The following is a 13,071-nucleotide window of genomic DNA, read 5'->3' as shown; positions in this document are numbered from 1 at the left end:
AACAGGGGGCGGAGAACACGCCGCCGCTTCCCGGACCATGCCTGACACGACCACGTCGTCACGCTTCTGCACAGAACCGGAGAATATGACGGAAATTGATACTCTATGAGTTTTCGCGCAAGCGTGTCGCGAACCTGCCCCCCAAACGGCCGGTATGCATCGTGCCTGGTGAAAGGGGTGGTCAGGGGTGGCGGACGGGCCAGATGCGTCCGCACGGCCTTGCTATCTTCACGACTCTCCTGAGACAGGGAAAGAGACCGGGAAAACAGCGAAGGGAAGACAATGACGTCATTACCGAAGGGTCCCTCCCGCCGCGCTCTTTTAGGGGCGGCGGCATTCCTGCCCCTGGCCGGATGCGCGCAGGCAAAGCCGTCCGCTTCCGGAACCGAGTCCACTTCAAAAGCTTCTCCCTCCGCTTCCGTTTCCGCTTCCGGGGCGAGCGAGCGCCATCCCCGCCTGACCGGGCTGGAGCGGAAGTACCACGCGCGCCTGGGGGTGTACGCGCTGGCCACCGGCAGCGGAGCCGTCATCGCCCACCGGGCGGACGAACGCTTCGCTTTCTGCTCGACGTTCAAGGGGCTGGCGGCAGCGGCGGTCCTGCACCACAACCCGATGTCCCACCTGGACACGCTCGTGCGGTACGCCGAGGACGACCTCCTGAAGAACGCCGTCATCACCGAGCGGCACGTCGCGACCGGCATGACGATCCGTCAACTCTGCGACGCGGCAATCCGTTACAGCGACGGCACGGCCGGCAATCTGCTGCTCCGCGACCTCGGCGGCCCGGACCGGCTGACGGCGTACGCGCGCGGCCTCGGCGACAAGGTCACCCGCATGGACCGCATCGAGCCGTACATCACGGAAGCCACCCCGGGAGACCCCCGCGACACCACCTCCCCCCGTGCCTTCGGCACCGACTACCGCAAGATCGTGCTGGGGAACGCCCTGCCGCCCGAGAAGCGCGCCTTCCTTCGCGACCTGATGGAACGCAACGCCACCGAAGCCGGCGCCCGGCGCATCCGGGCCGGTCTGCCGCGCGGGTGGACCGTGGCCGACAAGACCGGGACCGGCGACTACGGCACGCTCAACGACTTCGCCGTCGTGTGGCCCCCGAAGACCCCGCCGCTCGTCATCGCGCTCATGTCCAGCAAGCCCACCAAGGACGCCCCGTACCAGCAGGAACTCCTCGCCGAGGCCGCCGAGTACATCGCCGCCGAACTCACCTGAGGCGGCACGCACCCGTCAGAACGGCACGTGCCGGGCTCTGGACAGCCCGGCACCGTACCGTGCTTTGATAGCACCATTGAAGGCCGGAGGGTGCAGCTCCGCCTCCGGTCCCCGGTCCGGCACGCCCGTACGGAAGGACCTCGCATGGCCGCGTACGCATCCTCCCCGCACCCGCCGGAGCGGCCCGCGCTCCGCTCCCGCGCCTGGTTCGGCGACGGCGGGAAGAACGGCTTCATCGCCCGGCACTCGCTGCGCGCCATGGGCCGCGGCGGACACAACTTCGACGGCCGCCCGGTCATCGGCATCTGCAACACCTACTCCGAACTCACGCCCTGCAACGGCCACTTGCAGATCCTCGCGGATGCCGTGAAGCGTGGCGTACTGCAGGCCGGCGGCTTCCCGCTGGAATTCCCCGCGATGTCGCTCGGCGAGCCGATCATGCGCCCGACCACCATGCTGTACCGCAACCTCGCCGCCATGGAGATCGAGGAGCAGATCCGCGCCAACCCCCTGGACGCCGTCGTCCTCCTCACCGGCTGCGACAAGACCACCCCCGCGGCCCTCATGGGCGCCGCCAGCGCCGGTGTCCCCGCGCTCGTCTTCACCGGCGGGCCCACGCTCAACGGCCGCTTCCGGGGCCGCGCCGTCGGCTCCGGCACGGACGTCTGGCGGATGACCGAGGAGCTGCGCGCGGGCACGGTCACCCAGGAGGAATTCACCGAGTTCGAGACCGCGCTGACCCGCAGCGCAGGCCACTGCATGACCATGGGCACCGCCTCCACCATGGCCTGCCTCACCGAAGCGCTCGGCATGATGGTCCCCGGCGGCTCCGGGCTGCCCGCCGTCGACTCCCGCCGCGGCACCCTCGCCGAGGAGACCGGCTTCCGCGCCGTCGAACTGGCCGGCTCCGACCTCACTCCGCAGCGCATCATGACCCGCGCCGCCTTCGAGAACGCCATCCGCATCAACGCCGCCATCGGCGGCTCCACCAACGCCGTACTGCACCTCCTCGCCCTCGCCGGACGCCTCGAAGTCCCGCTCGCACTCGACGACTTCGACCGCCTCGGCGCCGAACTCCCGCTCCTGATCGACCTGATGCCCTCCGGCCGCTTCCTGATGGAGGAATTCGCGTACGCGGGCGGGCTCCCGGCCCTGATCAACGACCTCCGCGACCACCTGCACCACGACACCGTCACCGTCACCGGCCGCAGCCTGGTCGACAACTGCGCGGGCGCCGAGGTCCACGACCGCGAGGTCATCCGCCCGCTCGACCGCCCCGTCCAGCCCGCCGGCACCGGCACGGCCGTACTCCGCGGCAACCTCGCCCCCGACGGCGCGGTCATCAAGCAGTCCGCCGCCGACCCCAAGCTGCTCAGCCACACCGGGCCCGCACTGGTCTTCGACTCGCTGGAGGAGTACCTCGCCGTCGCCGAGGACCCGGACCTCGACGTCACCGCCGACACCGTCCTCGTCGTCCGCAACACCGGCCCGAAGGGCTACCCCGGCATGCCCGAGGTCGGCAACGTACAGCTCCCCAAGAAGCTCCTCGACGCCGGCGTCCGCGACCTCGTCCGCATCTCCGACGCCCGGATGTCCGGCACCGCGTACGGCACCTGCGTCCTGCACGTGGCCCCCGAAGCGGCGGTCGGCGGCCCGCTCGCCCTCGTCCGCACCGGCGACTCCGTACGCCTCGACGTGCCGGCCCGCCGCCTCGACGTACTGATCGGCGACGACGAGCTGGAACGCCGCCGCGCGGCCTGGCAGCCGCCCCGCGCACCTGCGGCACGCGGCTGGAGCTACCTCTACGACCGGCACGTCACCCAGGCCGACACCGGCGTCGACCTGGACTTCCTGCGCGGCGCGACCGACTCGACACCGCCCCGCCAGGCATTCTGAGTCCCGGCGTGGAACTTCAGGGCCTGCACGGGCAGGTGGTCGACCGCATCGGCCGGTCACTCGCCGCGGACGAGATCCGCGCGGGCGAGGTGCTGCGCCTGGAGGACATACAGGAGCGGTACGGCGTCTCCCGCACAGTGGCCCGCGAGGCCGTCCGCGTACTGGAATCCCAACGCGTCGTCACCAGCCGCCCCCGCGTCGGCATCACCGTACGCCCGCGCACCGAGTGGAACCTCTACGACCCCCAAATCATCCGCTGGCGCCTCGCATCCCCCCAACGCGAAACCCAACTCCGCGAACTGGCCCAACTCCGCGCCGCCGTCGAACCCTCCGCCGCAGCCCTCGCCGCATCCACCGCACCCCCCGAAGCCCGCACCGCACTCACCACCCACGCCCGCACGATGGCGGACGCCGCCCGAACCGGCGACCACACGGCTTTCGTCACCGCAGACACCGCCTTCCACCGCACACTCCTCACCGCCTCCGGCAACACCATGTTCGCCCAACTGGCCGAGGTAACAGAGGAACTCCTGACGTCCCGTCACACCCTCGCCTTGATGCCCACCGACATCGACATGACAGCGGTCCACCGCCACGAGGAAGTCGCCGAAGCGGTCGCGGCGAACCACCCGTCCGAGGCTGCCCATGCCGTCACACGCATCATCGACGCGGCCCACGAGGAGGTGGAACGGCTGCTGGAGGAGGGAAGGGGGGCTTGCGTGTACGGAGGGTGAGGTGAGTGGCGGCCTGCTGCTAATTGGCGCGACCCGCACCTACCCCGGGCTCTACGATCATCCGGTACAGCCGGGGGAAGTGGGGCGGAAATGCGGGCGGACATCAACGGCGGCAGTGGGGCGGCGGTGCGGCTCGCGGCAGGCGCGCCGCTGCGGGACGTGCTGGACGTCGCCGACGCCGATGACTGGCTCGCGCTGGACTCGGGAGTGCGGACGGTGGCCTGGTGGCGCGCGGAGTTGCAGTACACCGCCCCGTTGCCCGGAGACCCGACGGGACTCGATGAGGCTCGGTTCGCACTCACCCTCTGCCACCGCGACGGACGGGTCCGTGAGGCGGCGGTACGTGGCTCGGGGCGATACCCCGCCCTGTTGCCGCTGATCGTGATCCGCTGCGCCGACTGGGTCGAGCCGGTCCGTGAGCGCGCCCGGGAGCTGCTCAGTGAGACCCTGGACGGGGACACCGCCGTCGCACTCGCGCCACTGATCCTGCGCGTCGGCCGCCGCAACAGAGGTGACTTCGGCGTCCAGCTGCTCGAAGAGGTCATGCGCCGGGCACCCCGTGGGCACTTCGCCGGGCTCTTCGCCGACGCCGACCGCACCGTGCGACGGTTCGCGTACCGGCTGGCCGTCGAGCGGCAGCTCCTCGGCCCCGTCGAGCTGGCCCGCGCGGCCGGCCGGGACCCGGACACCGTGGTCCAGGACCTCTGCGCCACAGCCGCGCTCAAGTCCCTGGCCCTGCACGACAGGGACGCCAACGACAACGTCCACGACGACGTGCTCACACTGCTGCTGACCGCGCGCAACCCAGGCACCCGTTCTACCGGCGTCACCGCGCTGCGGCGGGCGGGGCGGCCGCGGCAGGCGGAGCCGTTCCTCAGCGACCGGTCCGCGCTGGTGCGCGCCTGCGCCCGGTACGTCGTACGACAGCACGGAATCGATGCGACGGCCTGGTACCGGAAGCGGTGTGCGGTACCGGACGATCCCGAGCTGCCGCCCGGGGCGGTGATCGGGCTGGCCGAGTGCGGAGACCGCGCCGACGCCGGGCTGTTGTGGTCATTCCTGGCACACCCGGCAGCCGGGGTGCGGGCGCAGGCGGTGGCCGGGCTGCGGGCACTGGACCGCGCGGACGCGGAACGGCTGCGGCCGCTGCTCGACGACCCGGCCCCCGGAGTCGTACGCGAGACCGCCATCGCCCTGCTGCCATCGGCGAAGGACCTGCCCGCCGACCGGCTGTTGCAGCGCACCGCGCCCGAGCAGCCGCGGCACGTCCGGGTCGCCGCCTTCCGACTGCTCGACGCGCACGGCGGGATCGTCGCCCTGCGCGCGGCGGTCGGGCTGTTGGAGGACCCGGACGTGAAGCTGCGCACCTGGGCCGGCCAGGCCGTGCAGCGCTGGCGCCCGTCGGCGGATGTACGGCCCGGCGATACGGAGGTGGGCGAGCTGCTCGACCGGAGCCGGCATCTCTTCAGCGACTACGTACTGCGGCGGCGCAAGTGGGAGGCCGGGCTGGCGGGCTGAGTCCGCCCGGAGACCGGGAGAATCCCGGAATCGGAAGTATCAGAAGTACACGATCCGCACCACCGTCACCGTCAAAACGCTTTCGCTCACGTAGTAACGGATGACGACGCCGGCGACGGTTGCCTCGCGGCGTTCGCGTTCCTTTTTGATTGCTGTGGAGCCGTGGCCGTACGGGTCGTCGGCGAGGCGGCGCATGCCTGCGTCGAAGCGGGTGCGCAGGGTGGTGTCCATGGAGTCGCGGGCTTGGTCTGCGGGGGGTGCGTACTGGAGGCGGCGGCGGGTCACGCCACCTCCGGCCGGCTGTCGTCGGCCGGTACGGCACCGATGTCCTCGCCGCGCTCCAGGCGCTCGAAGAGCTCCTGGTCCTCGAGGTCGGCGGCGGTGCCGCCCAGGGCCCAGCGGGCCAGTCTGGCGGGCAGCTCGCCGGCCGGGACGTGCGGGATCTCCTGGTCGAACGCGCGCGCCTGCTCCTCGTCGAGGACGGCGCGGATACCGGCGATGGTGCCCGGCAGCTCCACCAGCTCTCCGCCGATCACCGTCTTCAACGTCGCCTCCACGGCCGGCCTCCTCGTGCGACCACCTCGCGCCATGGACCACCGTACGCCCAACGGGCCCCGTTGTGTCCCGCGTACCGAGAACACCCGCCGAACCGGCGGTGGGCCCGCGGTACGGGCCCACGACGGGTAACGGACGGCTGCTGGACCAGAGGTGATCAGCGCTGCGCTGTGATGCTTTCGGTCCAGTCGGCCATCTGGTCATCGGTGAGGTGACCGGCCAGATCGGCCTCGGTGATCATGCCGACCAGCCGCTTGTTCTCGATCACCGGCAGCCGGCGGATCTGGTGTCCGCGCATCTCCTCCAGCACTTCGCTGATGTCGGCACCCGCATCGATCCAGCGGGGCGTGCCCTTCGCCATCTCGTGCGCCGTGACCTGGGACGGGTCGTGCCCCATGGCCACGCACCCGACCACGATGTCGCGGTCGGTGAGAATGCCGCACAACCGCTCGTTCGCGTCGCTGATCGGCAGGGCTCCCACATCGAGCTCCCGCATCAGCTGCGCCGCGCGGTCCAGGGTCGCGTCCTCGGGGATCCACTGGGCGCCGGGGTGCATGATGTCTCCGGCAGTGGTCATGAACCGTACCTCCCATGCCGGACGGCCGGCGCGACGCCGGGCGCGCCGCAGGTCCCGGCCCTCCCATTGTGGTCGCCGGTGCGCGTGCTCGCATGTGGGGGAGCGGGGACGTGCCGCGGGGCACCACCGTCGCCGTGACGGTGGTGCCCCGCGGGGGTGCGGGTACGGCTCAGCTGTTGCCGTGGCCGTTCTCGGAGAGCACCGGGACGTCGTCGATGAGGTGCGACAGCGGCTCGTCGCCCTTGTTCTGGGTGGAGTTCTTGGTGCACTGCTGGTTCTGCGGGTTCGCCAGGATGTTGACGTCCTGGACGGTGATCGGGATCAGGCCGATCAGCGAACCGACGTTGACCTTGGCCGGCAGGCCGATGCACAGGTCGTTGAGCGAGTTCTGGACCAGGCCCGCCTGCGGGCTCTGCTGGCCGTGCGTGGCCGAGTTCCCGTACGACGTCGAGGCGCCGTTGCCGCTGAAGTTCTTGGCACCGCCGTCGTTACCGGCGGCAACGGCACTGCCCGCACTGGCAGCGAGGCCGGCGGTGGCGAGGGTGAGGGCGGCCAGGGTGGCACGGATGCGCATGTCTCTCCTATGGACAAACGGCAATGAAGGGAGGTGTGGCCCAGTACAGCCCCACGTACGTCCTGTCCTGTCCTATTCACCCATCCATCGGCGTGTCCGCGTGGAAGGTGCCTGACATGGCGCTGGTGCGATGTGGGCAGTGTTGACAGCGAGTCTCACAGTGTCGATCGATATCGTCCGACGCGGGAGACCGGACCGGCGGGCCCCGTACCTCTGTGTTACCCGGACCCCGTACCACGGTGGACGGCGCGGCCCGCCGGTCGTCAGGTCCCGCCGGTCGTCAGGTTTCCGCCGTTCGTCAGGTCCCGTCGGTCGTCGGGTTCCGCCCATCGTCAGGTACTGTGAGCGTCCGCAGCGATCGCAGCGATCGCTGACGACCGAGGAGGTGAGACCCATTACCGCTGAACCAGGCCGGGTTCTCCCTGCTCGCATCCGCGCGGTCCGCGCGGCGCCACCGGCGTAGCGGGCCGAAGCGAGGGAGCGTGCCCGGCAGTTGCCAGGCACATCCGAAAGGCTCCCATGTCACTTCTCGCGTCCCCCCTTCTCCCTTCCCTCCGCTCCGCCGCCATCGCCCGACTCCGGACCACCGGCTCGGTGTTCGCCGAGGACGAGGCGGACCTGCTCCTCGCCGCGGCCGGCACTCCGGACGTACTCGACGCCATGGTGGAGCGGCGCGCCGCCGGTCTGCCCCTCGAACTGGTGCTGGGCTGGGCGGAGTTCTGCGGGCTGCGGGTGGCCGTGGCCCCCGGCGTCTTCGTACCCCGCCGCCGCACCGAATTCCTCGCCCGGCAGGCCAGCACGCTCATCGCCGCCGCTGCCACCGCTCGCGCCGGCCGCCCCGTCGTGGCCGACCTGTGCTGCGGCTCCGGCGCGGTCGGCGCCGCACTGGCCGCGGCCGCACCCGCGCCCGGCATCGAGCTGTACGCGGCCGACATAGACCCGGCCGCGGTCCGCTGCGCCCGCCGCAACATCCCCCGCACCGTGGGCGAGGTGAGCGAAGGCGACCTGTACGAAGGCCTCCCAACAGCCGTGCGCGGCCGCATCGACGTCCTCGTCGCCAACGTCCCGTACGTCCCCACGCACCAGGTCGGCCTGCTCCCACCGGAGGCCCGCGACCACGAGCCCCTGGTCGCCCTGGACGGCGGCACCGATGGCCTCGACATCCTCCGCCGGGTAACGGCCGAAGCCCCCCAGTGGCTGACACCGGGCGGCCACCTCCTGATCGAAACGAGCGAACGCCAGGCGGCGTCGGCCGCAGAGGCCTTCCGCCACAGCGGCCTGACGCCGCGCGTGGTCACCTCGGAGGAGGAGTACGCGACTGTTGTGATCGGGAGTGCCGACAGTGCCCGCGGCATCGGCTGCAGCGAGAGCGCGACCCCGGGCCACCCTGACCCGCGCGGCTGAAGTGCTGTGAGAACCGGATCATGGCGGGAACCCTTTCCTGGAGACCGGCCACCCGCATACCGGAGGGAGACGGACGGGAATGAGCACGCACCGTTCCGCCGACACCAGCACCAGCACCAGCACGCCCGACAACAGTGGCGGCGCGCCCGATGGCAACACCGAGTACGGGAGAAAGAGGTTCAAGCGGTCGCGGAGTCACTTTGCCGATCGGATCACCGCGGACGGCCGGGACGGCTGGCCCGTCGAGGCGGGGCGGTATCGGCTGGTGGTCAGTCGGGCCTGTCCTTGGGCCAGCCGTGCCGTGATCTCCCGGCGGCTGCTCGGACTGGAGGACGCGCTGTCGCTGGCGATTGCCGATCCGATCCAGGACGATCGCAGCTGGCGTTTCACGTTGGATCCGGGAGGTCGCGACCCCGTCCTCGGCATCCGCTATCTCAGTGAGGCGTACGACGCGCGCGAGACGGGGTATCCCGGCGGGGTCAGTGTGCCCGCGATCGTCGACGTGCCGAGCGGGAAGCTCGTCACCAACGACTTCCAGCGGATCACCCTCGACCTCGCGACCGAGTGGACCGCGTTGCACCGCCCCGGCGCGCCCGACCTCTACCCGGAGCCGCTGCGCGCCGAGATCGACGAGGTGATGGAGGGGATTTACCGGGACGTCAACAACGGCGTGTATCGGGCCGGGTTCGCGACCGGGGAGCGGGAGTACGAGGAGGCGTACGAGGATGTGTTCCGGCGGCTGGAGGCGGTGTCGGAGCGGCTGAGCGAGCGGCGGTACCTGGTCGGGGACACGATCACTGAGGCGGACATTCGGCTGTTCACGACGCTGGTGCGGTTCGACGCCGTTTATCACGGCCACTTCAAGTGCAATCGGTACAAGCTGGCCGAGGATCCGGTGCTGTGGGCGTATGTGAGGGACCTTTACCAGACGCCGGGGTTCGGTGACACGGTCGACTTTGATCACATTAAGAGGCACTACTACCGGGTGCATACGGGCATCAACCCGACCGGCATTGTGCCTCGCGGGCCCGATCTCGCCGGCTGGCTGACGCCGCATCACCGGGAGGAGTTGGGCGGTCGGCCCTTCGGGGACGGCACACCGCCGGGGCCGGTCCCGCCCGGCGAGGAGGTGCCACCCGCCGGGCGTCCCTGAAGGCGTGACGCGGTCTTACGCGTCGTCGGCGGCGTACACCCGGGCGCCGCCGACGTACGTCTGCAGGACCCGGGTCGCCGCGATGTCGCCGGACGGGTCCTCGAAGGGGTCGCGGTCGAGGACGGCGAGGTCCGCCAGGTTGCCGGCGCGCAGGGTGCCGGTGTCGTCGAGGTGGTTCACATACGCGCTGCCGGCGGTGTACGCCGCGAGGGCCGCGCCGAGGTCGAGGCGCTGTTCGGGGATGAAGGCGGGGGAATCGGCGGCGGCGTCCGGGCGGCGGCGGTGCACTGCGGTGTGCAGTGCGGCCATCGGGTCGGGGCTGCTGACCGGCCAGTCGCTGCCGGCGGCGAGGGTGGCGCCGGAGCGGAGCAGATCGCCGAAGGGGTACTGGTGGGTGGTCCGTTCGGCGCCGAGGAAGGGAATGGTGAGGTCGTCCATCTGCGGCTCGTGGGTGGCCCAGAGCGCCTGGATGTTGGCGGTGGCGCCGAGGCGGCGGAAGCGCGGTACGTCGTCGGGGTGGACGATCTGGAGGTGGGCGAGGTGCGGGCGGTGGTCGGTCCAGCCGTTGGCCTTGCGGGCCGCCTCGACCGCGTCGAGGGACTCGCGGACGGCCCGGTCGCCGAGCGCGTGGAAGTGGACCTGGAAGCCGTGCGCGTCCAACTCCGTGACGTAATGGCGCAGCGCCTCGGGCTCGATGAAGGAGATGCCGCTGTTGTCGGAGGCACAGCCGCAGGCGGTGAGGTAGGGGTGGAGGAGGGCGGCCGTGTGGTTCTCGGCGATGCCGTCCTGCATGATTTTTACGGTGGTGGCGCGTAGCCGACCGCCAGTCAACTTTTCGCGGTGGGCGAGGAGTTCGGGGAGTTGCTCCGTGCCGCGGGCGCGGTCCCACCACAGTGATCCGGTGACGCGGGCGGTCAGCTGTCCGGAGTCGACGACGGCCGCGTAGGCGGGGGACGGGTCGGCCATCCCGGCGTGGTTGCCGAGCAGGGCGTCCTGCCAGGCGGTGATGCCGTACGAGTGGAGGAGCGCCTGGGCGCGCAGCAGGCCCTCGGTGAGCGTGGCGAGGGTCGGCGGGGGGACGGCGGCGGCGACCAGCATCATGGCGCCTTCCTGGAGCATCCCGGTGGGGTGCCCGTCCGCCTCCCGCTCCAGCCGGCCGTCGGCGGGGTCGGGCGTACGGGCGTCGAGCCCGGCGAGTTCCAGGGCGCGGGTGTTGGCCAAGCCGCCGTGGTGATCGCGGTTGACGAGGTACACCGGGCGGTCGGGTACCAACGCGTCGAGGAACTGTCGGGTGGGCGTGCCGCCGGGGAACGCCTCCATCGACCAGCCGCCGCCGGTGATCCATTCCGCGTCCGGGTGAGTGTCGGCGTACGCGCGGATGCGGCGGCGGTACTCCTCGGTGGTGACCGCCCCGCTCAGGTCGCACTGCCCCAACTCCACCCCGCCGCCCACCGGGTGCACATGCGCGTCTTGGAAGCCCGGTACGAGCAACCGGCCGTGCAGGTCGACGACTTCGGTACGCGGGCCGATCAGCTCGTGCACCTCGTCGTGTCCGACGGCGACGATGCGTTCACCGCGCACGGCGAGGGCGGTGGCGCGGCTGCGGGCGGGGTCCACGGTGTGGACGGGGCCGCCGGTGAAGACGAGGTCGGCGGGGTGCGAGTGCGGGTGCGGCATGTTTGGGCTCCTGGGGTCGGTGGTGGGGTGGCGCGGGGGAGGGCAAGGCGGGTGCGGGTCAGCGGGCGGGTTCGGACGGTGGGGCGGTCGGCTCGTCACCGCCGTTCATCGGCTCGTCACCGCGGTGCATCGGCTCGCCACCGCGGTTCGTCGGCTCGCCGCCGCCGTTCATCGGTAGGTCGATCGCCTCGGCGTCCGTGCCGCGCCCCGTGACGAAGTACGGCGACCGACGGCCCCACTTGGCGCGGGCCGCGACCACCAGCCCGGAGGCGACGATCAGTACGGGAACGAGCAGCATGAACCAGCCGTTGTCAGGCCGCGCCTCGAAGTGGTCGCTCATGGTCGCGTAGTGGACGGCGAGATAGCCGCCGAGCCCGAAGAGGATCAGGCCGCTGAGTGCGGGGATCACCACGCCGGTGAGCGCGGCGCGGGCCCCGGCGCGCAGGTCGGTGCGGAAGCGCAACGCGCAGGCCAGGGCGGTCAGGCCGTAGTAGAGGGAGACGACCAGGCCGATCGAGTTGACCGCGGCGAGGATCATCTCGTTGAGCTTGGGGATGCCGAGCGCGAGTACGGCGACGGCCGCGGCGATGGCCATGATGACGACCGTACCCACGGCGGGCGTCCCGAAGCGCGGGCTGACCTTCGTCCAGACACCGCCCAGGGTGCGGTCGCGGCCCATGGCGAGCGCGGCCCGGGCCGTGGGGATGACGGCGGCCTGCAGGGAGGCGAAGGCTGAGCACATCAGGGCGGCCAGCGGCAGGGACGCCCACGGCTCGGGGGCGAGGTGCGCGCCGAGGAAGGTGAGCGCCTGCGGGCCGTTGCGCACCAACTCCCCGTTGCCCATCACGCGCTGGAAGGAGACGGCGGCGAAGACGAACAGCGCCAGCATGACGGTGAGTGCGATCAATCCGCCGCGCGCGGCGTCACCGGCGCTCTTCGTCTCCTCGTTCACCGTGAACGCCGCGTCCCAGCCCCAGTAGATGAAGACCGCGAGGATCAAACCCTGGACGAGCGAGGTCGTCGAACCCATCTCGAAGGGATTGAGCCAGGAGAAGGAGAAGGGCTGGTCGCCGACGGCCAGGCCCCAGGCGCAGAAGGCGAGCAGTACGGCGTACTCGAAGATCAGCAGCCAGAGTTGGAGCCGGGTCGCGGAGCGGACGCCGGTGACCGCGGTGACGGTCACGGCCACCAGCGCGACGAGACCGATGACGGTACTGGTCGCCGTGGAGTTCGGGTCGAGCGCGACGCCGAAGACAGCGTGTGCGCCCAGCTTGTTGAGGAACTGCAGAATCACCGAGCCGGTGACCGCGCCGGTGTACGCCATGAAGACGACGTTGCCGACCAGCACCACCCAGCCGGTGAGGAAGCCCGGCCAGGGGCCGATGGAGCGACCCACCCAGGTATAGCCGTTGCCGCAGTTGGGCTCGGAGCGGTTGAGCCGGGAGTAAGCGAGGGCGATGCCGAGGATCGGCAGGAACGCCAGCACCAGCAGGGCGGGCGTCTGGCGGCCCGCGTACACCGCGAGGGTGCCCATTCCGATGCCGATGCTGGTGGTCGCGGCGGTACTGGAGGCGGCGATGGCCACGCCGTCCTTGACGCCGAGCGAACGGCGCATACGGGGGCCCGGTGGATGCGGCGGCACTGCAGGGGGCATGGGGCACGCTCCTGGAGCGGGGAGGAGGGAGCGCCGTGGCGGACCGGCGTGCGCCGATGAAACCGCCGCCGCCAGTTCTATGTCAATGGTGTTGACGTAAGG

At 71.1% G+C, this 13,071-nt stretch carries 12 protein-coding genes; 6 read left to right on the top strand and 6 right to left on the bottom strand.

Going from position 1 to position 13,071, the window contains the following annotated elements; all coding sequences use genetic code 11:
• Positions 1 to 282 precede the first annotated feature (282 nt).
• From bla to AB0I82_RS11895, 4 genes are all read left to right on the top strand, one after another.
• Positions 283 to 1,227: a class A beta-lactamase gene (gene bla, locus AB0I82_RS11910; protein WP_363257069.1), complete on the top strand. Its 945-nt coding sequence runs from the start codon at positions 283 to 285 to the stop codon at positions 1,225 to 1,227.
• A gap of 144 nt (positions 1,228 to 1,371) precedes the next feature.
• Complete coding sequence (locus AB0I82_RS11905; protein WP_363257068.1) at positions 1,372 to 3,123, top strand: IlvD/Edd family dehydratase; 1,752 nt, start codon at positions 1,372 to 1,374, stop codon at positions 3,121 to 3,123.
• Positions 3,124 to 3,131: 8 nt separating this feature from the next.
• Complete coding sequence (locus AB0I82_RS11900) at positions 3,132 to 3,857, top strand: FCD domain-containing protein (protein WP_363257067.1); 726 nt, start codon at positions 3,132 to 3,134, stop codon at positions 3,855 to 3,857.
• 90 nt (positions 3,858 to 3,947) lie between these two features.
• The gene (locus AB0I82_RS11895; protein ID WP_363257066.1) at positions 3,948 to 5,375 is read left to right on the top strand and encodes a hypothetical protein; all 1,428 of its coding nucleotides are present in this window, start codon (positions 3,948 to 3,950) and stop codon (positions 5,373 to 5,375) included.
• Between the two features lie 39 nt (positions 5,376 to 5,414).
• On the opposite strand, the gene AB0I82_RS11890 is transcribed toward AB0I82_RS11895, so the two are convergent.
• The 4 genes from AB0I82_RS11890 to AB0I82_RS11875 all read right to left on the bottom strand — a co-directional run bounded on the left by AB0I82_RS11890 (position 5,415) and on the right by AB0I82_RS11875 (position 7,081).
• Positions 5,415 to 5,606, bottom strand: a complete 192-nt coding sequence (locus AB0I82_RS11890; protein WP_363257065.1) for a hypothetical protein — start codon at positions 5,604 to 5,606, stop codon at positions 5,415 to 5,417.
• Positions 5,607 to 5,656: 50 nt separating this feature from the next.
• Positions 5,657 to 5,932, bottom strand: a complete 276-nt coding sequence (locus AB0I82_RS11885) for a hypothetical protein (RefSeq protein WP_363257064.1) — start codon at positions 5,930 to 5,932, stop codon at positions 5,657 to 5,659.
• Positions 5,933 to 6,087: 155 nt separating this feature from the next.
• Positions 6,088 to 6,507, bottom strand: a complete 420-nt coding sequence (locus AB0I82_RS11880) for a CBS domain-containing protein (RefSeq protein ID WP_363257063.1) — start codon at positions 6,505 to 6,507, stop codon at positions 6,088 to 6,090.
• 169 nt (positions 6,508 to 6,676) lie between these two features.
• Complete coding sequence (locus AB0I82_RS11875; RefSeq protein WP_363257062.1) at positions 6,677 to 7,081, bottom strand: rodlin; 405 nt, start codon at positions 7,079 to 7,081, stop codon at positions 6,677 to 6,679.
• A 519-nt stretch (positions 7,082 to 7,600) separates the two neighbouring features.
• On the opposite strand from AB0I82_RS11875, the gene AB0I82_RS11870 reads away from it, so the two are divergent.
• Positions 7,601 to 8,485, top strand: coding sequence for a putative protein N(5)-glutamine methyltransferase (locus AB0I82_RS11870; protein WP_363257061.1), 885 nt, complete (start codon positions 7,601 to 7,603; stop codon positions 8,483 to 8,485).
• A 79-nt stretch (positions 8,486 to 8,564) separates the two neighbouring features.
• Positions 8,565 to 9,638: a glutathione S-transferase C-terminal domain-containing protein gene (locus tag AB0I82_RS11865; protein ID WP_363257060.1), complete on the top strand. Its 1,074-nt coding sequence runs from the start codon at positions 8,565 to 8,567 to the stop codon at positions 9,636 to 9,638.
• Between the two features lie 15 nt (positions 9,639 to 9,653).
• On the opposite strand, the gene AB0I82_RS11860 is transcribed toward AB0I82_RS11865, so the two are convergent.
• The gene (locus AB0I82_RS11860) at positions 9,654 to 11,315 is read right to left on the bottom strand and encodes an amidohydrolase (protein ID WP_363257059.1); all 1,662 of its coding nucleotides are present in this window, start codon (positions 11,313 to 11,315) and stop codon (positions 9,654 to 9,656) included.
• 58 nt (positions 11,316 to 11,373) lie between these two features.
• Complete coding sequence (locus AB0I82_RS11855) at positions 11,374 to 12,969, bottom strand: APC family permease (RefSeq protein WP_363257058.1); 1,596 nt, start codon at positions 12,967 to 12,969, stop codon at positions 11,374 to 11,376.
• Between the last annotated feature and the right edge of the window lie 102 nt (positions 12,970 to 13,071).

The sequence above is a fragment of the Streptomyces sp. NPDC050315 genome, from assembly GCF_040655775.1.
Lineage (GTDB): Bacteria > Actinomycetota > Actinomycetes > Streptomycetales > Streptomycetaceae > Streptomyces.
Note: the sequence above shows the minus strand (reverse complement) of the source record. Positions and strands in the feature narration are given on the sequence as shown.

Excerpts from the sequence above, each read along its gene's own strand:
- AB0I82_RS11905 (WP_363257068.1), top strand. The coding sequence starts at position 1,372 with ATGGCCGCGTACGCATCCTCCCCGCACCCGCCGGAGCGGCCCGCGCTC.
- AB0I82_RS11855 (WP_363257058.1), bottom strand. The coding sequence starts at position 12,969 with ATGCCCCCTGCAGTGCCGCCGCATCCACCGGGCCCCCGTATGCGCCGT.
- AB0I82_RS11890 (WP_363257065.1), bottom strand. The coding sequence starts at position 5,606 with ATGGACACCACCCTGCGCACCCGCTTCGACGCAGGCATGCGCCGCCTC.
- AB0I82_RS11870 (WP_363257061.1), top strand. The coding sequence starts at position 7,601 with ATGTCACTTCTCGCGTCCCCCCTTCTCCCTTCCCTCCGCTCCGCCGCC.
- bla (WP_363257069.1), top strand. The coding sequence starts at position 283 with ATGACGTCATTACCGAAGGGTCCCTCCCGCCGCGCTCTTTTAGGGGCG.
- AB0I82_RS11860 (WP_363257059.1), bottom strand. The coding sequence starts at position 11,315 with ATGCCGCACCCGCACTCGCACCCCGCCGACCTCGTCTTCACCGGCGGC.
- AB0I82_RS11880 (WP_363257063.1), bottom strand. The coding sequence starts at position 6,507 with ATGACCACTGCCGGAGACATCATGCACCCCGGCGCCCAGTGGATCCCC.
- AB0I82_RS11895 (WP_363257066.1), top strand. The coding sequence starts at position 3,948 with ATGCGGGCGGACATCAACGGCGGCAGTGGGGCGGCGGTGCGGCTCGCG.
- AB0I82_RS11865 (WP_363257060.1), top strand. The coding sequence starts at position 8,565 with ATGAGCACGCACCGTTCCGCCGACACCAGCACCAGCACCAGCACGCCC.
- AB0I82_RS11875 (WP_363257062.1), bottom strand. The coding sequence starts at position 7,081 with ATGCGCATCCGTGCCACCCTGGCCGCCCTCACCCTCGCCACCGCCGGC.